Origin of the sequence: Mycobacterium sp. E3298 (genome assembly GCF_001666895.1) — a bacterium.
Classification (GTDB): Bacteria; Actinomycetota; Actinomycetes; order Mycobacteriales; family Mycobacteriaceae; genus Mycobacterium.
This window is the reverse complement of the sequence record NZ_LZJB01000323.1, coordinates 18,237-39,852: the sequence shown is the minus strand read 5'-3', so window position 1 is coordinate 39,852 and position 21,616 is coordinate 18,237. Positions and strand designations below refer to the sequence as shown.

At 71.5% G+C, this 21,616-nt stretch carries 4 protein-coding genes; 3 read left to right on the top strand and 1 reads right to left on the bottom strand.

From position 1 onward, the window contains the following. The coding region (locus A9X05_RS15140) for a non-ribosomal peptide synthetase (protein ID WP_067782431.1) at window positions 1–17,199 on the top strand (17,199 nt) is incomplete at its 5' end. A 10-nt stretch (window positions 17,200–17,209) separates the two neighbouring features. On the opposite strand, the gene A9X05_RS15135 is transcribed toward A9X05_RS15140, so the two are convergent. Next, window positions 17,210–17,536: a DUF732 domain-containing protein gene (locus A9X05_RS15135; RefSeq protein WP_067782419.1), complete on the bottom strand. Its 327-nt coding sequence runs from the start codon at window positions 17,534–17,536 to the stop codon at window positions 17,210–17,212. A 457-nt stretch (window positions 17,537–17,993) separates the two neighbouring features. Here A9X05_RS15135 and A9X05_RS15130 point away from each other — a divergent pair, with 457 nt between their 5' ends. Beyond that, the gene (locus tag A9X05_RS15130) at window positions 17,994–19,799 is read left to right on the top strand and encodes an N-acetylglutaminylglutamine amidotransferase (protein ID WP_067782416.1); all 1,806 of its coding nucleotides are present in this window, start codon (window positions 17,994–17,996) and stop codon (window positions 19,797–19,799) included. Continuing rightward, the gene (gene ngg / locus A9X05_RS15125) at window positions 19,796–21,586 is read left to right on the top strand and encodes an N-acetylglutaminylglutamine synthetase (RefSeq protein ID WP_067782413.1); all 1,791 of its coding nucleotides are present in this window, start codon (window positions 19,796–19,798) and stop codon (window positions 21,584–21,586) included. Before A9X05_RS15130 ends, ngg begins: the two co-directional genes overlap by 4 nt. Window positions 21,587–21,616: the final 30 nt, after the last annotated feature.

Sequence of the window (21,616 nt, the reverse complement as noted above, 5' to 3'; positions counted from 1 at the left end):
GATGCGGGGTTGCCGGCGGCGGGGGTGTGGTCGCATGCGCATTCGTTGGCCTTCGACGTGTCGGTGTGGGAGATCTTTGCCCCGTTGTTGCGTGGGGGCCGGGTGGTGGTGGTCGCCGAGTCGGTGGCGCGCTCACCGCAGGAGCTCCACGCGGCCCTGGTCGCCCAGGGCGTCAGCGTGTTGACCCAGACGCCGTCGGCGGTGGCGATGCTCGATCCGGCCGGCCTGGACTCGGTGGCGTTGGTGATGGCCGGGGAGGCTTGCCCGGCCGAGGTGGTGGACCGGTGGGCGCCCGGGCGGGTGATGGTAAACGCCTACGGACCGACCGAGACCACGATGTGCGTGGCGATCAGCACCCCACTGGCCGCGGGGTCGGGGGTCCCGCCGATCGGCTCCCCGGTGCCCGGGGCGGCGCTGTTCGTGCTCGACGAGTCGTTGCGCCCGGTGCCCGAAGGTGTCGTCGGTGAACTCTATGTGGCCGGATCCGGGGTGGCCGTGGGATATCGGAGTCGGCCCGGCCTGACCGCGTCACGGTTCGTGGCCTGCCCGTTCGGCGGGGCGGGAACGCGGATGTATCGCACCGGCGATCTGGTGCGCTGGGACAACAACGGGCAACTGCAGTACTTCGGCCGCGCCGACGAGCAGGTCAAGATCCGCGGGTATCGCATCGAGCTCGGCGAGATCCAGGCCGCGTTAAGCGCTTTGGACGGGGTCGCGCAGGCGGTGGTGATCGCCCGCGAGGACCGCCCCGGGGACAGGCGGCTCGTCGGGTATGTGACCGGGACCGCGGACCCGGGGGAGTTGCGGGCACAGCTTTCGGGGCGGTTGCCGGGCTTTATGGTGCCCGCGGCGATCGTCGGGCTGGAGGCTTTGCCGCTGACCGCCAACGGCAAGCTGGACACCCGCGCGCTGCCGGCCCCCGAATACAGCGCCGGACACTACCGCACCCCGCAAAACCCGACCGAGGAAATCCTGGCGACCATCTTCGCCGAGGTCCTCGGCCTCGACCGCGTCGGCATCGACGATTCCTTCTTCGAACTTGGCGGCGAGAGCATCTCGGCGATGGGCCTGGTCGCCGCCATCAACAGCAACCTCGGTGCCGGCGTCCCGGTCCGCGTGGTGTTCGAGGCACCCACGGTAGCCCAGCTGGCGCTGCGGATCGACGAGGGCACGGGCGGGCTGGAGCCGTTGGTGGCCGCCGAGCGGCCCGCGGTCATCCCGCTGTCATTCGCGCAGAACCGCCTGTGGTTCCTCGACCAATTGCAAGGCCCGTCACCGGTTTACAACATGGCGGCGGCGCTGCGGCTCAGTGGTCGCCTCGACCCGGACGCGCTGGGTGCGGCGCTGGCCGACGTGGTGGCCCGCCACGAGAGCCTGCGCACCCTGATCGCCGCGCCCGAGGGCACGCCCCAGCAGCTGGTGACCCCGGTCGATCGCGCGGACTTCGGGTGGGAGGTCGTCGATGCGGGCGGCTGGTCCGCCGGCCAACTCGAGGAGGCCGTTGGCGCCACGGCGCGCTACACCTTCGACCTCGCGGCCGAAATCCCTTTGCGGGCAGAGCTTTTCCACATCGACGACAACGAGCACGTGCTGGTGGCGGTGGTGCACCACATCGCGGCCGACGGGATGTCGATCACCCCGCTGGTGCGCGACCTTGGCATCGCGTACGCCAGCCGGTGTGCCGGCCAGGCCCCCGGCTGGGCGCCGCTGGCGGTGCAATACGTCGATTACACGCTGTGGCAGCGCGCCCAGCTCGGCGACCTCGACGACGACAGCAGCCCCATCGCCGCCCAGCTGACCTATTGGGAAGAGGCCTTGGCCGGCATGCCCGACCGGCTACCGCTGCCCACCGACCGGCCCTACCCGCTGGTCGCCGATCAGCGCGGCGCCACCGTGGAAGTCGACTGGCCGGCCGAGCTGCAGCAGCGCGTCGGCGAGCTGGCCCGACAGCACAACGCGACCAGCTTCATGGTCGTGCAGGCCGCGCTGGCGGTGCTGCTCGCCAAGATGACCGCGAGTTCCGATGTGGCCGTGGGCTTCCCGATCGCCGGGCGGCGCGACCCCGCCCTCGACGAGCTGGTCGGATTCTTCGTCAACACCCTGGTGCTGCGGGTCGAGCTGACAGAGCTGGGCGGCGACCCCACCTTCTCCGACCTGCTGGCCCAGGTGCGGCAGCGCAGCCTGGCCGCCTACGAACACCAAGACGTGCCCTTCGAGGTGCTCGTCGAGCGGCTCAACCCCACCCGCAGCCTGACCCATCACCCGCTGGTTCAGGTGATGCTGGCGTGGCAGAACTTCGCCGGGCACGGCGGGGGCCCGGTCGCCGGGCTGACCCTGGGCGACGTCGAGATCACACCGATGCCGGTGGACATCCAGACCGCCCGCATGGATCTGACGTTCTCGTTGGCCGAGCGCTGGAGCGACGCGGGTGAACCCGCCGGAATCGGCGGGACGGTGGAGTTCCGCACCGACGTGTTCGACGCGGACAGCATCGAGGCGCTCGTCGGACGGTTGCGGCGGGTGCTGACCGCGATGACCGTCGACTCCACCCGGGCGCTGTCGACCCTGGACCTGCTCGACGCAGCCGAGCATGCCCGCCTCGACCAGATCGGAAACCGCGCGGCGTTGACCGGGCCGGCGGCGGCGCCGGTATCGATTCCGCAGCTGTTCGCCGCCCAGGTGGCCCGCACGCCGAAGGCCGTGGCACTCGTGTGCGACGGCCGGTCCATGACCTACCAAGAGCTGGACGCGGCCGCTGAGCGGTTGGCGCGCGTGCTGGCTGGCCGCGGGGCCGGCCCGGGACAGTTTGTGGCGCTGCTGTTTTCGCGATCGGCCGAGGCGATCGTGGCGATCCTGGCGGTGCTCAAGTCCGGCGCGGCCTACCTACCGATCGACCCGGCACTGCCGGAGGCCCGGATCGGGTTCGTGCTTTCCGACGCCGCGCCGATGGCCGTCCTCACCACCGCCGACCTGGCCGACCGGCTGATCGGCCACGACGTGCCGGTGATCGACGTCGGTGACGTGGAGACCGCCGACCAGCCCGGCCCGGCGCCGACCGCGCCCGGCCCGGAGGACCTCGCCTACCTGATCTACACGTCCGGCACCACCGGGGTCCCCAAAGGTGTTGCGGTCACGCATCGCAACGCGACCCAACTGCTCGCGCGCATGGACGCCGGTCTGCCGCGCGCCGGCGTGTGGTCGCAGTGGCATTCCCTGGCCTTCGACGTCTCGGTCCACGAGATCTTCGGTGCCCTGCTGCACGGCGGACGGCTGGTCGTGGTGCCCGAGTCGGTCGCCCGTTCACCGGAAGACCTGCACGCGCTGTTGGTGGCCGAACGGGTCGGCGTGCTGAGCCAGACTCCGTCCGCGGCGGCGATGTTGTCGCCCGAGGGGCTGGAGTCGGTCACCCTGGTGGTGGCCGGCGAGGCGTGCCCCGCCGAGCTGGTCGACCGGTGGGGGACGGATCGGGCGATGATCAACGCCTACGGCCCCACCGAGGCCACGGTGTACGCCGCGGTCAGCGAGCCCTTGACGGCGGCATCCGCGGAGTCGGGTGTGGTGCCGATCGGGTCGCCGGTGCCCGGCGGCGCGTTGTTCGTCCTCGACGGGCGGCTGCGGCCGGTGCCCGTCGGCGTCGTCGGCGAGTTGTACGTGGCGGGTTTTGGTGTCGCATGCGGGTATTGGCAGCGCGCCGGTCTGACCGCGTCGCGGTTCGTGGCCTGCCCGTTCGGCGGGACCGGAACCCGCATGTACCGCACCGGTGACCTGGTGCGCTGGCGCGCCGACGGCCAGCTGGACTACGTCGGCCGCATCGACGAGCAGGTCAAGATCCGCGGTTATCGCATCGAGCTCGGCGACGTCCGCGCGGCCCTGGCCTGGCTGGACGGGGTGGAGCAGGCGGTGGTGATCGCCCGCGAGGACCGTCCCGGAGACAAGCGCCTGGTCGCTTACCTCACCGGAACGGCCGATCCGGACGAGGTCCGCGCCGCGCTGGCGGAGCGGTTGCCGGCGTACATGATTCCCGCTGCCGTGGTCGCGCTGCCGGCCCTGCCGCTCACACCCAACGGCAAGCTCGACACCCGCGCCCTGCCCGCCCCGGAGTACTCCGACGGCGAGCAGTACCGCGCCCCGGGCAACGCCGTCGAGGAGATCCTGGCCGGCATCTACGCCCAGGTGCTCGGGCTCGACCGCGTCGGGGTGGACGACTCCTTCTTCGACCTCGGTGGCGACAGCATCTCGTCGATGCAGGTGGTGACGCGGGCACGCGCCGCCGGGCTGATCTTGCGCACCCGCGACCTGTTCGTCGAGCAGACCGTCGCCCGGCTGGCGCGGGTGGCCGAGGTGGCCGAGGCGGGCACCGGCGTGATCGACGAGGGCGTGGGTCCGGTGGCGGCCACCCCGATCATGCATTGGCTGCGCGGGGTGGACGGGCCGGTCGATCAGTTCAACCAGACGATGCTGGTGCAGGCCCCCGCCGAGGTGGGCGAGGCCGACGTGCTGGTGGTGCTGCAGGCCCTGCTCGACCGGCACGGCATGCTGCGGCTGCGCCTCGACGACGAGTGGTCGCTCACGGTGCCCGAGCCCGGTTCGGTGCACGCCCGCGACTGCCTGCGCACGGTGGACGAGTTGTCCGACGCGGCACTCGTCGAGGCCCGCTCGCGGCTGAACCCGGCCGACGGGACGATGCTCAGCGCGCTGTGGATCACCACCACCAACCAGCTGGTGGTGATCATCCACCACCTGGCCGTCGACGGCGTGTCCTGGCGAATCCTGTTGGAGGACTTGAACATCGCCTGGGCCCAGCACCGGCTCGGGCAGCCGGTGGCGCTGCCGTCGGCGGGGACGTCGTTCGCGCGGTGGTCGTCGCGGCTGGCCGAGCGCGCGGGCGACCCCGACGTCGTGAACCAGCTGGGCGCCTGGCAGCGGGTCGCGGCCACCCCCGCGGCGCTGCCCGCGGTGCGCCCCGACGTGGACACCTTCGCCACCGCCGGGCACCTGTCGATGGAGCTGGACGCCGAAACCACCGGCATGCTGCTCGGTGCGGTGCCCGCGGCGTTTCACGCCGGCATCCAGGACATCCTGCTCGTCGCGTTCGCCCTCGCGGTGGGGGAATTCCTGGGCGACCCCCGAGCACCGATCGGCATCGACGTCGAGGGCCACGGCCGCAACGAGGAGCTCGGCCGCGACATCGACCTGTCGCACACCGTGGGATGGTTCACCGCCAAATACCCGGTGGGTTTGACCATCGGCGGGCTGCCCTGGGCGCAGGTGGCCGCCGGTGACGCCGCGCTCGGCGCGGCACTCAAGGACGGCAAGGAGCAGCTGTGCGCCCTTCCCGACCCGCTGACCTACGGCCTGCTGCGCTACCTGAACGGCGATGCCGACCTGGACGGCGCCGACCCGCCGATCGGATTCAACTACCTTGGCCGCCAAGGCGGTACGGCCGAGCTCTCCGAGGAGATGTGGCGGCCGGTGCCGGGCTCGATAACCGCCGCGGCCGCGGCCATCCCGATGCCGCTGATGCACACCCTGGAGCTCAACGCGGCCACCGTCGACACCGAGACCGGCCCGCACCTGCACGCCAACTGGACCTGGGCGCCCTCGGCGCTGGACGGCGAACAGGTCACCCGGCTGAGCCGGCTGTGGTTCGAGGCCCTGACCGGGATCTGCGCCCACGTGCGCTCCGGCGGCGGCGGATTGACGCCCTCAGACGTCGCGCCCGCCCGCCTCGACCAGAAGCAGATCGACCAGCTGCAGCGGCAACACGACGTCGCCGACGTGCTCCCGCTGACCCCGGTGCAGCAGGGGCTGCTCTTCCACGCGAGCACCGTCCGGGGCGCCGGCCAGGATGCGAGCGACCTCTACGCCGGACAGCTCGACATCAGCGTCGCCGGGCCGCTCGACCCCGACCGGCTGCGCGACGCCGTGCGCGACGTGGTCAAGCGCCACCCAAACCTGGTGGCCCGCTTCGTCGATCAGTTCGACGAGCCGGTGCAAGTCATCGCCGCAGAGCCCGCCGCGGCCTGGCAGTACATCGAGCTGCGCGACGACGTCGACGAGCAGATCCGGCAGCTGTGCGCCGCCGAGCGCGCCGCCGTGTGTGATCTCGCCAACCAGCCGACCTTCCGAGTTACATTGATCCGCACCGGAATTGACCGCCACCACCTGGTGCTGACCAACCACCACATCGTTCTCGACGGCTGGTCGATGCCGATCCTGCTGGGCGACATCTTCGCCGCCTACTACGGTCAGCGCCTTCCCGCGGCCGCGCCCTACCGCAGCTTCGTCACCTGGTTGGCCGCCCGCGACCGCGACGCCGCCCGCGACGCCTGGGCCGAGGTGTTCGCCGGTTTCGACACCCCGACGCTGGTCGGCCGCCAGGACCGGCTGCGGCCGGGGGAGCAGGGCGTTCGGACGCTCGGGCTGCCCGCCGACCTCACGCGCGCAGTGGGCGAGCTGGCCCGCTCCTGCCACACCACCGTCAACACGGTGCTGCAGGCCGCCTACGCGCAACTGCTGTCCTGGCTGACCGGCCAGCACGACGTCACGTTCGGCACCACGGTCTCGGGCCGGCCGGCCGAGATCCCCGGCGCGGAATCGATGGTCGGCCTGCTGATCAACACCGTGCCGGTGCGGGCGAACATCACGCCGACCACCACCGCGGCCGGCCTGCTCGAACAACTGCAGGGCGCCCACAACCACACGCTCGACCATCAACACCTGGCGCTCAACGAGATTCACCGCATCACGGGTCACGACCAGCTGTTCGACACCCTGTTCGCCTACGAGAACTACCCGATCGACGCGGCCGCCCTGTCCGGCGATCAGGAGCTGTCCGTCACCGACATCGCCAGCCGGGAATCCACGCATTATCCGCTGACGATCCAGGCCCAGCCGGGGCACGAACTGCGCCTGCGCGTCGAATACGACACCGACGTCTTCGACGCCCAGGCCATCGAAACGCTGATCGAGCGGCTGCGGCGGGTGCTGGTGGCCATGACCACCGACCCGCAGCGGCGGCTGTCGGCGACGGACGCCCTAGACGCCGACGAGCACCGCAGGCTCGACGCCTTCGGGAACCGGACGGTGTTGGCCGAGCCGTGGGTGCCGGCGTCGATTCCGGCGTTGTTCGCCGCCCAGGTGGTGCGTGCGCCGGGGGCGGTGGCGGTGTCGTGTGATGGTCGGCCGTTGACGTATCGGGAGTTGGACGAGGCGTCGAATCGGTTGGCGCATCTGTTGATTGGCCGGGGTGCGGGTCCGGGGGAGTCGGTGGCGGTGTTGTTCTCCCGGTCGGCGGAGGCGATCGTGGCGATCCTGGCCGTGTTGAAGTCGGGGGCGGCGTATTTGCCGATCGATCCCGCGCTTCCGGTGGCGCGGATCGAGTTCATGCTGGCCGATACCGCGCCGGTGGCCGCGCTGACCACGACCGCGCTGGCCGAGAAGTTGGCCGGGCACGTGTTGCCGGTCATCGACGTGCACAGCCCTGCCCTGCAGTCGCAGCCCCCAACGGCGCCCCCGGGACCCGAGCCCGAGGATGTCGCGCACATCATCTACACCTCGGGGACGACCGGGGTTCCCAAGGCGGTAGCGGTAAGCCACGCCAACGTGACCCGGCTGTTCGACGCCCCCGAAGTCGGCGTGGCGTTGACACCGGATCAGGTGTGGACCCAATTCCACTCGTATGCGTTCGACTTCTCGGTGTGGGAAATCTGGGGGGCGTTGCTGCATGGGGGCCGGCTGGTGGTGGTGCCCGAGGCGGTGGCGCGCTCGCCCAAGGACTTTCACGCGCTGCTGGTCGCCGAGCAGGTGACGGTGCTCAGTCAGACCCCGGCGGCCGTTCGGATGCTGTCACCGGAAGGCCTGGACTCGGCGGCGCTGGTGATCGGCGCGGAGCCCGTACCCCCGGAGCTGGTGGACCGCTGGGCACCGGGGCGGGCGATGATGAACGTCTACGGCCCGACCGAGAGCACGATCTTCGCGTCCATGAGCGTCCCGCTGACCGCGAAATCTTTTGCGCCGCCGATCGGTTCGGCGGTGCCGGGGACGGGGCTGTTCGTGCTGGACGGCTGGTTGCGCCCGGTGCCCGTCGGGGTGGTCGGGGAGCTGTATGTGGCCGGGCGCGGGGTGGGCCTGGGATACGTGCACCGGCCCGAGCTGACCGCATCGCGGTTCGTGGGGTGCCCGTTCGGCGAGCCCGGACAACGGATGTATCGCAGCGGGGACCTGGTGCGCTGGGGCGCCGACGGCCAGCTGCAGTACATCGGACGCGCCGACGAGCAGGTCAAGATCCGCGGTTACCGCATCGAGATCGGCGAGATCCGGTCGGCCCTCGCCGCTTTGGAGGGCGTCGACGAAGCGGTGGTCGTCGTGCGCGAGGACCGCCCCGGCGAGAAGCGACTGGTCGGCTACATCACCGGAGCCGCCGAGCCGGCCGCCATGCGCGCCGCGCTGGCCGAGCGGCTGCCGGGCTACATGGTCCCGGCCGCGATCGTGGTGCTCGAGGCGCTGCCCGTCACGGTCAACGGCAAACTCGACACCCGCGCGCTCCCGCCGCCGGAATACGCGGCCTCGGGCTACCGTGCCCCGACCAATCCCACCGAGGAGATCCTCGCGGGCATCTACGCGCAGGTGCTCGGCGTCGACCGCGTCGGCATCGACCAATCGTTCTTCGACCTTGGGGGAGACAGCATCTCGGCGATGCGACTGATCGCCGCCGTCAACACCGACCTAGACGAGTACCTGTCGGTGCGCGCCGTATTCGAGGCGCCCACCATCGCACAGTTGGCACTCCGCGTCGGTGAGGGTGCCGGCGGGCTCGAGCCGTTGGTGGCCGGCCCGCGGCCCGCGGTGGTTCCGCTGTCCTTCGCGCAGAGCCGGCTGTGGTTCCTCGACCAATTGCAAGGCTCCTCACCGGTTTACAACATGGCGGCGGCCATGCGGTTGCGTGGCCCGCTCGACGCCCAGGCGCTCGGTGCGGCCCTGGCCGACGTGGTGGGGCGCCACGAGAGCCTGCGGACCGTCTTCGCAGCACCCGACGGGACCCCGCGGCAGGTGGTCGTCCCCCCCGAGCGAGCCGACTTCGGCTGGCACGTCGTCGACGCCGGCGGCTGGCCGGCGAGCCGCCTGGACGAGGCCGTCAAGGCCGCGGCCCGTGACACCTTCGACCTGTCGACCGATATCCCGTTGCGGGCCTGGCTGTTCCGCGTCGCCGACGACGAGCACGTGCTGGTCGCCGTCGTGCACCACATCGCCGCCGACGGATGGTCGCTGCGGCCGCTGACCGCCGACCTGGGCGTCGCGTACGCCAGCCGGTGCGCGGGCGAAGCGCCCCGCTGGCCCGAATTGCCGGTCCAATACGTCGATTACACCCTCTGGCAGCGCGACCAGTTCGGCGACCTGAAGGATCGCGACAGCCGCATCGCCGATCAGCTGGCCTACTGGGAAGAGACCCTGGCCGGCATGCCGGAGCGGCTGCAGCTGCCCACCGATCGGCCCTATCCCGAGATCGCCGACCAGCGCGGCGCGACCGTTCCGATCGACTGGCCGGCCGACCTGCAGCAGCAGATCACCGCGGTCGCCCGCGAACACAACGCGACCAGCTTCATGGTGGTGCAGGCCGCCCTGGCGGTGCTGCTGTCCAAGGTCAGCGCGAACAGCGATGTGGCGGTGGGCTTCCCGATCGCCGGGCGCCGCGACCCCGCCCTCGACGACCTGGTCGGGTTCTTCGTCAACACCCTGGTCCTGCGGGTCGACGTGAGCGGCGACCCCACTTTCGCCGAGCTGTTGGATCGGGTGCGGACACGCAGCCTGGAGGCCTTCGAGCATCAGGACGTGCCCTTCGAGGTGCTGGTGGAGCGGGTCAACCCGACCCGCAGCCTGACCCATCACCCGCTGATCCAGGTGATGCTGGCCTGGCAGAACTTCGGCGGCCAGGACGGTGACCCCGCGACCGGACTGGCGCTGGGCGATGTCCGGGTCAGCTCGATCCCGCTGGACAACCAGGTCGCCCGCATGGACCTGACGTTCTCGCTCGCCGAGCGCTGGACCGAGGCGAACGAGGCCGCCGGAATCGGCGGGCGCGTCGAGTTCCGTACCGACGTGTTCGACGCCGACAGCGTCGAGACGCTGGTCGGACGCCTGCAGCGGGTGCTCGCGACGATGACCACCGAACCCACCCGGTCGGTGTCGTCGGTCGACCTCCTGGACGCGGGCGAACGCGCCCGGCTGGACGCGATCGGCCATCGGGCGGCGCTCACCGCGCCGGACCCCGTGCCCGCGTCGATTCCCGAGGCGTTCGCCGCCCAGGTCGCGCGCACGCCGGATGCGTTGGCGCTCAGCTGCGCCGGCTCGTCGTGGAGCTATGGCGAGCTCGACCGGGTCGCCAACCGGTTGGCCCATGTGCTGGCCGGCCGCGGCGCCGGGCCGGGACGATGCGTGGCGCTGTTGTTCCACCGCTCGGCCGAGGCGGTCGTGGCGATCCTCGCGGTGCTCAAGACCGGCGCCGCCTATCTGCCGATCGATCCCGCGCACCCCGCGGCCCGGATCGGCTTCATGCTCGCCGACGCCGCACCGGTCGCGGCGCTCGCCACCAGCGAACTGGCCGCCCGACTCGACGACCACGACGTGCCGGTCATCGACGTGGACGACCCCGCCATCGACGCCCAGCCCGCCACCGCGTTGCCGGCGCCGAGCGCCGAGGACATCGCCTACCTCATCTACACCTCGGGTACCACCGGTGTGCCCAAAGGCGTTGCGGTGAGCCACCGCAACGTGACCCGGCTGATGGCGTCCGTGGACGCGGTCCTGCCCGACGGCGGGGTGTGGTCGCAGTGGCACTCCTACGGCTTCGACGTGTCGGTGTGGGAGATCTTCGGCGCGCTGCTGCGCGGCGGGCGCCTGGTGGTGGTCCCCGACGCCGTGGTCCGGTCCCCGGAGGACCTGCATGCACTCCTCGTCGCCGAGGGAGTCAGCGTGCTGAGTCAAACCCCATCGGCCGCAACGCTTTTGGACCCACGCCGGCTGGAGTCGGCGGCGCTGGTGGTGGCCGGCGAGGCCTGCCCGGCCGAGCTGGTCGACCGGTGGGCACGGGACCGCGTGATGATCAACGCCTACGGGCCCACAGAGGCCACCGTGTACGCGGCGATCAGCGCCCCCTTAACCCCCGGATCCGCCGTCGTCCCGATCGGCTCCCCGGTGGCCGGGGCGGCGCTGTTCGTGCTCGACGAATCCCTGCGGCCGGTGCCCCCCGGCGTGGTCGGCGAGTTGTATGTGGCCGGCGCCGGCCTCGCCCGCGGCTACTGGCGACGGGCGGCGCTGACGGCGTCGCGATTCGTCGCCTGCCCGTTCGGCGGGCCCGGAGCGCGCATGTACCGCACCGGCGACCTGGTGCGCTGGGGCGCCGACGGGCAGCTGCAGTACCTGGGGCGCGCTGACGAACAGGTCAAGATTCGTGGCTACCGCATCGAACTCGGCGAGATCCGGGCGGCGCTGGCCGAACTCCCGGGGGTGCGGCAGGCGGCCGTCGTCGCCCGCGAGGACCGGCCCGGCGATAAGCGCCTCGTCGGCTACGTCACCGGCGCCGGGGACCCCGCCGGCCTGCGCGCCCGCCTTGCCGATCGGCTGCCCGCCTACATGGTCCCGGTGGCCGTCGTGGCGCTCGAGGCGCTGCCGCTGACCCCCAACGGCAAGCTCGACGCCCGCGCCCTGCCCGCGCCCGAATACTCCGACACCGAGCGCTACCGCGCCCCGAGCACACCCGTCGAGGAGACCCTGGCCGGCATCTACGCCCAGGTGCTCGGCGTCGAGCGGGTCGGCGTCGACGACTCCTTCTTCGACCTGGGCGGTGACAGCATCTCGTCGATGCAGGTGGTCACCCGGGCGCGCGCCGCCGGCCTGGCCTGCCGGACGCGCGACATCTTCGTCGAGCAGACCGTCGCCCGGCTGGCCCGCGTGGTCGCGGCGGCCGACGGCGACGCCCGCGAGACCGACGCGGGCACAGGGGAACTGCCGGCGACCCCGATCATGCGTTGGCTGCAGGCGGTGAACGGTCCCGTCGACCAGTTCAATCAGACGATGGTCGTCGAGGCGCCCGCCGGGGCCACCGAGGCCGACGTGGTGGCGGTGCTGCAGGCGCTGCTGGACCGGCACGCCATGCTGCGGCTGCGGGCCGGCGACGGCTGGTCGTTGACGGTGCCCGAGGCGGGAGCGGTGGACGCGGTCCACCTCGTGCGCACGGTCGACGCGCTGTCCGATGCGGCGGTGGTGGCCGCGCGGGCCCGGCTGGACCCGGCCGACGGGGTGGTGGTGAGCGCACTCTGGGTCACCTCGACCCGCCAGTTGGTGCTGATCATCCACCACCTGGCCGTCGACGGTGTGTCCTGGCGAATCCTGTTGGAGGACTTGAACATCGCGTGGGCCCAGCGTCGCGCCGGGCAGCAGGTGGCGTTGCCGCCGGGCGGCACGTCGTTCGCCCGCTGGGCCGCGCTGCTGAGCGAGCACGCGTACGCCCCGGCCGTGATCGGGCGGGCCGACGCCTGGCGGCGGATCGCAGCGACCCCGCCCGCGCTGCCCCGGGTCCGGCCCGAGACCGACACGTACGAGACCGCCGAGCACCTGTCGGTGGAACTCGACGTGGAGACCACCCGCATCCTGCTCGGCGAGGCGCCGGCCGCGTTCCACGCCGGGGTCAACGAGATCCTGCTGATCGGCTACGCGCTGGCGTGGGCGCAGTTCCTGGGCACCGACGGCGCCCCGGTGGGCATCGACGTCGAGGGCCACGGGCGCCACGAGGAGCTGGCCGCCGGAGTGGACCTTTCGCGCACCGTCGGCTGGTTCACCACCAAATACCCGGTGTCATTAGCGGTAGACGAATTGCCTTGGGCGCACGTGCTTTCCGGAGCTCCGGCGCTGGGCGCGGTGCTCAAGCGCGCCAAGGAGCAGTTGCGGGCCCTGCCCGACCCGCTGACCTACGGGCTGCTGCGCTACCTGAACGCAGAGGTCGACCTGGACGACTCCGACCCGGCGATCGGCTTCAACTACCTGGGCCGGTTGGGCGGCGCGGCGGGCGAGATGTCCGACGAGCTGTGGCGGATCTCGCGGGACGGTTCTGCGATCACCGGCGTCAGCACCGCGGTGCCGATGCCGCTGATGCACACCGTGGACCTCAACGCGGGCACCGCCGACACCGAGGCCGGCCCGCGGCTGCACGCCAACTGGACGTGGGCGCCGTCGGCCCTGGACCGCGAACAGGTCACCAGGCTGAGCCGGCTCTGGTTCGAGGCGCTGACCGGCATCTGCGCCCACGTGCGAGCCGGGGGCGGCGGGCTGACCCCGTCGGACATCCTGCCCGCCCGGCTGGCCCAGCAGCAGATCGACGAGCTCGAGCGGCGGAACCCGGTCGCCGACGTGCTGCCGTTGACCCCGCTGCAGCAGGGGCTGCTCTTCCACGCCACCACCACCCGGGCCCGCGAGGACGACCTGTACGTGGTGCAGCTGGACATGAGCGTGAGCGGCCCGCTCGACCCAGACCGGCTGCGCGCCGCCGTCCAGACGGTGGTGGACCGGCACCCGCACCTGGTCGCCCGATTCTCCGAAGAGTTCGACGAGCCGATACAGGTCATTCCCGCAAAACCGGCGATGGCGTGGCGCTACGTCGAGCTCGACGCCGGCGACGCCACCGACGAGCTGGTCGGCGAGCTCTGCGCCGCCGAACGCGCCGCCGTCTACGACCTGGCCGACCAGCCGGCCTTCCGGGTCGCGATGATCCGCACCGCCCCGGACCGCCACCGGCTGGTACTCACCATTCACCACATCGTGCTCGACGGCTGGTCCGTGCCGATCCTGGTGAACGAGACATTCGCCAGCCTCACCGGACAGCGGCTGGGCCCGCCGGCGCCGTATCGCCGATTCGTCACATGGCTGGCCGATCGCGACCTCGGCGCCGCCCGGGCGGCGTGGGGTCAGGTGCTCGCCGGCTTCGACACCCCGACGCTGGTCGGGCCGCCGCACCAGTTGGAGCTGGGCGCCCGGGGCCTTGCGACGTTCTCGGTGTCGGCCGAGACCACCCGCGCGCTCGGCGAGCTGGCCCGGTCCCGCCAGAGCACCGTCAGCACGGTGCTGCAGGCCGCATGGGCGCAACTGCTTACCTGGCTGACGGGCAACTTCGACGTCGCGTTCGGCACCACCGTCTCCGGCCGCTCGGCCGACGTGGTCGGCGCCGAGTCGATGGTGGGCCTGATGATCAACACGATCCCGGTGCGCGCCCGCATCACCCCGGTCACCAGCACCGCGGACCTGCTCGATCAGCTGCAGCGCGCGCACAACGACACCGTCGAGCACGAGCACCTGTCGCTGAGCGAGATCCACCGAATGACCGGTCACGACAAGCTCTTCGACACGCTGTTCGCCTACGAGAACTATCCGCTGGAAACGTCCGCGATGGCAGTCAACCACGAACTGTCCATCACCGACTTCAACGTCTTCGAACGCAATCACTACCCGCTGACGATGCAGGCCGCCCTGGCCGGGGAGCGGCTCGGCCTCCGCGTGGAGTACGACGCCGGCGTCTTCGACGCGCGCACCATCGAGGCGCTGACCGAGCGGCTGGAGCGGGTGCTGGTGGCGATGACCACCGACCCGGCCCGGCGGCTGTCCTCGCTGGACCTGCTCGACTCACCGGAGCGGGCCCACCTGGACGAGCTGGGCAACCGGGCGGCCCTCACCCGGCCGGTGCCCGCCGCGGCGTCGATCGTGGAACTGTTCGCCGCGCACGTAACACACCAGCCGGACGCCGTGGCGATCGGCTGGGACGACCTGTCCATGACCTACCGGGAACTCGACGAGGCGGCGAACCGGTTGGCGCACCTGCTCATCGCCGAGGGCGCCGGCCCGGGACAGTCTGTGGCACTGCTCTTTTCGCGGTCGGCCCAGGCGATCGTGGCGATCCTGGCGGTGCTCAAGACGGGCGCGGCGTACCTGCCGATCGACCCGGCCGCCCCGGGCGCGCGGATCCGATTCATGCTCGCGGACGCGGCGCCGGTCGCCGCGGTCACCACCGGGGGATTGCGGTCGCGGCTGGACGAGCGCGACGTGCGGGTCGTCGACATCGAGGACCCGTCGATCGACGGCCATCCGTCCACCCCGCCGCCGGCGCCCGCCGCCGACGACGCCGCCTACGTCATCTACACCTCGGGCACCACCGGCGTGCCCAAGGGCGTGGCGGTCACGCATCGCAACGTGACCCAGTTGATCGGCTCCCTCGACGCCGGCCTGCCCAACCCCGGCGTATGGACGCAGTGCCACTCGTACGCCTTCGACGTGTCGGTGTGGGAGATCTTCGCGCCGCTGCTGCGCGGGGGGCGGGTGGTGGTGGTGCCCGAGTCGGTGGTGCGCTCGCCGGATGACTTCCGCGCGTTGCTGATCGGCGAAGGGGTCACCGTGCTGACCCAGACGCCGTCGGCGGTGGCGACGCTGGATCCCGCGGGGCTGGAATCGCTGGCGCTGGTGATGGCTGGCGAGGCCTGCCCGGCCGAGGTGGTCGATCGCTGGGCGCCGGGCCGGGTGATGGTCAACGCCTACGGCCCGACGGAGACCACGATGTGCGTGGCCATCAGTACGCCGCTCGCGGCGGGCTCGGGGACACCGCCGATCGGTTCGCCGGTGGCGGGCGCGGGATTGTTCGTGCTCGACGCCTGGCTGCGCCCGGTGGCGCCCGGGGGGGTCGGCGAGCTGTACGTCGCCGGCGCGGGCGTCGCCACCGGCTACGTCGGGCGGGCGGGCCTGACCGGGTCGCGGTTCGTGGCGTGCCCGTTCGGCGGGCCCGGGACCCGGATGTACCGCACCGGCGACCTGGTGCGCTGGGGCGCCGACGGTCAGCTGGTGTACGTCGGCCGCGCCGACGAGCAGGTGAAGATCCGCGGGTACCGCATCGAACTGGGCGAGGTCCAGGCCGCGCTGGCCCGGCTCGACGGCGTCGACCAGGCGGCGGTGATCGCCCGCGAGGACCGCCCCGGCGACAAACGGCTGGTCGGGTACGTCACTGGAACGGTCGACCCGGCCGAGGCGCGCACCGCGCTGGCCGGACGGCTCCCGGTCTACATGGTCCCGGCGGCGGTGCTCGCACTCGACGCGCTGCCGCTCACCCCCAACGGCAAGCTGGACATCCGCGCCCTGCCCGCACCGGAGTACACCGGCCGCGGCTACCGGGCCCCGTCCAGCGCGAGCGAGGAGATCCTCGCCGGCATCTTCGCCCGGGTGCTCGGTGTCGAGCGGGTCGGCGTCGACGACTCCTTCTTCGACCTGGGCGGCGACAGCATCTCCGCGATGCGGTTGATCGCCACGGTCAACAGCGCGCTGGCCGTCGACCTGGCGGTGCGCACCCTGTTCGACGCGCCCACGGTGCGGGACCTGAGCCAGCGCCTCGGCGCGGACACGGCCGCCGACGACGAGGTCGTGCCGGTGCAGACCGTGAAGCAGGGCGCCGGCGTTCCGGTGTTCTGCGTCCATCCCGCGGGCGGCGTCAGTTGGCCGTATCAGGCCCTCGGCACCTACCTGGACTGCCCGATCATCGGGATCCAACAGGTCGAGGGCGAGACCGAACCCCGGTCGATCCGGGAGATGGCCAAGACCTACGCCGATCGAGTGCAGGAGGCGTACCCGGCCGGGCCCTACAACCTGCTCGGCTGGTCGTTCGGCGGCGTCGTCGCCCACGAACTCGCGGTTGAACTCCAGCGCCGCGGATGCGTCGTCGCCCGCCTCATCCTGCTCGACGCCCAACCCGCCATCGACGACGGTGTCGCCTCGCCGGACGACGACCTGGGCGAGCAACAGGTGATGGCCGAGACCTCGTCGTCCCAGCGGCTTTTCGAATTGCTCACCCACAACCTGCGTAACAACGTCGAGCGGTACCGGTCCCATCGCCCGCGGGTCTTCAACGGGGACGTCACCGTCGTCTCCGCAGCGCGGGACGACGCCGACCGCAGCGCGTTCCTGTCGCGGTCCTGGCGGCCCCATGTCTCCGGTGAGATCCTCACCTACTCGATCGAGTGCGGTCACGACGACATGCTGACCGCGGAATCGGTGGGCCTGTACGGCCAACGACTCAGGCATCTGCTGGTCCTCGCGGAACGCCGGCTCGAACTGGCCCACGGCGGCCAGCACGGCGCCCGGGACGACAAGCTGCCCGGCGAGCGCGCCGGATGACCGCGCCGCGCTAGTTGCCGATGGCGGCCCGGTGTTGGGGGCAATACGAGGCCACGGCAGCGCCGAGCAGGTAGCCGGCCTCGTGTGCCGACAGGTCGGTGGCCCGTACGACGTTGAGCACCAACGAGGTTGGCGATTTGCCCTTGTCGAGCCCGGCGCACATGTTGTGTCCCGCCGCGATCGCGGCCCCCCGATCGGTGAAGACGATCCCGTTGCGCTGAATCTCCGCGAGGAATGAATCGTCGATTTGATCGGCGGAAGCCGGTGCGGCGAAGAACACTGCGGCCCCGGCGGACGCCGCGCCGACAATCCGCCACATCCCGGCATGCGCATTCATTCGGCTCTCACGGTCTTCCTCAAAGTGACGACGGGGTGTCATCAGGGTGGCTGCACCGTAACCAGAACCGGCGCATCTTTCTCGGCGCCGCCGGGCCGACGACCTCACACGAACCGGGCCCTGAAGTCGGCGGCGATCGGGCGGTTATCGCACCGAAACCGGGTGGATTGCAACGCCTTCGAGTGCATCGCCATCGAATCGCGCGACCGGGCGGAGGCGAATGGCGGAGCGCGCGGGGGCTGAATACGAGAGCAGAGCGCAACCAAGAATTAACAGGCGGGCGAGCGGCGCAACCACGAAGCGGTACTCCGGTGCGCTCGTTCGCTTCCGGGTTCCGGGTTCCGGGGCATCCGGCGGCCGGCGGGGGTCTCGCCGTCCGGGCGCGCCGCGGCCGCGACGACGCATTTCACAGTGGCCGTTCGGGCGCGTGGCAACCGCCTTCGGTATGGTCCAAGGAGTGTGCGGAGTCACCGGGGAGGTAAGGCTCGACGGGCAGGTGCCCGACGTAGCAGCGGTGTCCGCAATGGCCGCCGTGATGACCCGGAGGGGCCCGGACGCGTCCGGCGCCTGGTCACAGGGGCGCGTCGCGCTCGGCCATCGTCGGCTCAAGATCATCGATCTCAGCGAGGCCGGCGCCCAGCCGATGGTCGACTCGGAGCTGGGCCTGGCCATCGCGTTCAACGGCTGCATCTACAACTACAAGGAGTTGCGCCGCGAACTCACCGGACACGGCTACCGGTTCTTCTCGCACAGCGACACCGAGGTCCTCATCAAGGCCTACCGGCATTGGGGTGACGACTTCGTCAGCCACCTGCACGGCATGTTCGCCTTCGCCATCGTCGAGCGCGACAGCGGCCGGGTGCTGCTGGGCCGGGACCGGCTGGGGATCAAGCCGCTCTACCTCACCGAGGACGGCCACCGGATCCGGTTCGCCTCGGCCCTGCCGGCGCTGTTGGCCGGCGGCGGCGTGGACACCCGCATCGACCCGGTCGCCCTGCACCACTACATGACCTTCCACTCGGTGGTCCCGGCGCCGCTGACCATCCTGCGCGGCGTCCGCAAGGTGCCGCCCGCCTCGCTCGTCGCGATCGAGCCCGACGGCCGGCGCACCATCACCACCTACTGGACCCCCGACTTCACCCGGCACGACGACCGCGCCGCCTGGTCGGAAACCGACTGGGAAGAGGCGGTGCTGGACGCGCTGCGCGTCGCGGTCAAGCGCCGGCTGGTCGCCGACGTGCCCGTCGGCTGCCTGCTGTCCGGCGGCGTCGATTCCAGCCTGATCGTCGGCCTGCTCGCCGAGGCCGGCCAGCACGGCCTGATGACCTTCTCCATCGGCTTCGAATCGGCCGGGGGCGTCGAGGGCGACGAGTTCCGGTGGTCGGACATCATCGCCCGGCGCTTCGAAACCGACCACCACCAGATCCGCATCGGAACCGAGCGGATGCTGCCCGCGCTCGACGGCGCGATCGGCGCGATGAGCGAGCCGATGGTCAGCCACGACTGCGTCGCCTTCTACCTGCTCAGCCAGGAAGTGGCGCGGCACGTGAAGGTCGTGCAGTCCGGCCAGGGCGCCGACGAGGTGTTCGCCGGCTACCACTGGTACCCGCCGATGGGCTCGCCGGCCGCGGCGTCGCTGCAGGGCTCGGTCGCCGAGTACCGCGGCGCCTTCTTCGACCGCGATTCCGCCGAAATGGCGGGCCTGCTGGGCCCGGGCATCATGGCCCCGGACGACCCCAGCGAGCGCTTCGTCACCGAGCATTTCGCGCGCGCCGGCGCCGAGACGGGCGTCGATCGCGCGCTGCGGCTGGACACCACCGTCATGCTGGTGGACGACCCGGTGAAGCGCGTCGACAACATGACCATGGCCTGGGGCCTGGAGGGCCGGGTCCCGTTCCTCGACCACGAGCTCGTCGAGCTGGCGGCGACCTGCCCGCCGGAGCTGAAGATCGCCCACGAAGGCAAGGGCGTCCTCAAACAGGCCGCGCGACGGGTGATTCCGTCGGAGGTCATCGACCGGCCCAAGGGTTACTTCCCGGTTCCGGCGCTGACCCACCTCGAGGGGCCCTACCTCGACATGGTGCGCGACGCCCTCTACGCGCCGGTGGCCAAGGAGCGCGGCCTGTTTCGCACCGAGGCGGTCGACGCGCTCCTGGCCGATCCCAACGGCAAGCTGACCCCGTTGCGCGGCAATGAGCTCTGGCAGATCGCCCTGCTCGAACTGTGGCTGCAGCGGCACGGCATCACGGGTCCGGTGGCATGACCGAAACCGATCCCTCTGGCGACCACACCGAGGCGATCACGATGGGCCTGCACGACGCCTCGCCGCCGGAGCTGGTGGAGGCGATGGCCAAGGATGTCGAGCTCGAATTGGGTTGGGGCCGGCTGATTTTCGGCCAGACCTTCGCCGACGCCCACCAACTGGTCGAGGCGCTGCGCCGGGAGGGGCCCGGCCGACGCGACATCTGCATCTACGCCCGCGAATCCCACGTGGTGGTTGCCGAAGCGCCGACCGAGCTGTTCATCGACCCGAGCCACACCTATCGGCTGCGCTTCGCCGACGCGAAGAATACGGAGGACCCGGCGCCGATCGGCGTGACCGTGCGCACGCTGAACGACCCGGTCGACGCCGACGCGATGAACCGCGTCTACGTGCGCTGCGGGATGGTCCCGGCCGGCGTCGACGTCATCTGGAACAACCACCTCAATGTCCCCGCGGTGACCTACCTGCTGGCGGTGCGCGATACGGACGGCGCCGTGGTGGGCACCGTCACCGGCGTCGACCACGAGCTGCTGTTCGACGATCCCGAGCAGGGGTCGAGCCTGTGGACTCTGGCCGTCGACCCGGCGGCCGGGCTGCCCGGCATCGGCGCGGCCCTCACCCGGGCGCTGGCGGAGCGCTTCCGCAGCGCGGGCCGCGCCTACATGGACCTGTCCGTCGCGCACGACAACGCCGCGGCCATCGGCCTGTACGAGAAGCTGGGCTTCGTCCGCGTTCCGGTGCTGGCGATCAAGCGCAAGAACGCGATCAACGAGCCGCTGTTCAGCCCGCCGCCCGAGACGGTCGACGACCTCAACCCCTACGCCCGGATCATCGCCGACGAGGCACTGCGCCGCGGGATCTGGGTCGAGGTGCTCGACGCCGAAACCGGCGAGATGCGCCTCACCCACGGCGGCCGCAGCGTCGTCACCCGCGAATCGCTGTCCGAATACACCTCGGCGGTGGCCATGTGCCGCTGCGACGACAAGCGCCTGACCCGCCGCCTGGTCTCCGAGGCGGGCATCACGGTGCCCCGCGCCCGCCTGGCCACCTTCGACGAGGGCGACTACAACTTCCTCACCGAGGTCGGCGAGGTCGTCGTCAAACCGACCCGCGGCGAGCAGGGCAAGGGCATCACCGTCGGCGTGACCGCCGAGAACGGACCCGAGGAGCTGGCCGCCGCGCTGGCCCGGGCGCGTCAGCAATACCCGGACGTGCTGATCGAACAGCGGGTGCAGGGCGACGACCTGCGGCTGGTGGTGATCGACGGCCGGGTGGTCGCGGCCGCGCTGCGGATGCCGCCCGAGATCATCGGCACCGGCGAGCACAGCATCCGCGACCTGATCGCGGCCGAAAGTCGGCGGCGCTCCGCGGCCACCGGAGGGGAGTCCCGCATCCCGCTCGACGACCTCACCGAGTCGACGGTCGCCGAGGCGGGCTGGACCTTGGACGACGTGCTGCCCCAGGGCACCCGCCTGCGCGTCCGCCGCACCGCCAACCTGCACCAGGGCGGCACCATCCACGACGTCACCGCCGTGGTGAACCAGGAACTGTGCCGGGTCGCGGTCACGGCGGCCGAGGCCATCGGCATCCCCGTGACGGGCATCGACCTGCTGGTGCCCGACGTCACCGGCGCCGAGTACGCCTTCATCGAAGCCAACGAACGGCCCGGGCTGGCCAACCACGAACCTCAGCCCACGGCCGCGGCCTTCATCGACTTCCTGTTCCCCGGCCACCCGGGACAGCCGCAAGCCTGGACCCCCGAGGAGTCGCGCGCCGACCGCGGCTGAGGCTTGCGCAGCGCCTCGCTTGGGTACTTC

What these genes read in the sequence shown, in the direction of transcription:
- ngg (WP_067782413.1), top strand. Translation starts at nt 19,796, where the DNA reads ATGACCGAAACCGATCCCTCTGGCGACCACACCGAGGCGATCACGATG.
- A9X05_RS15135 (WP_067782419.1), bottom strand. Translation starts at nt 17,536, where the DNA reads ATGAATGCGCATGCCGGGATGTGGCGGATTGTCGGCGCGGCGTCCGCC.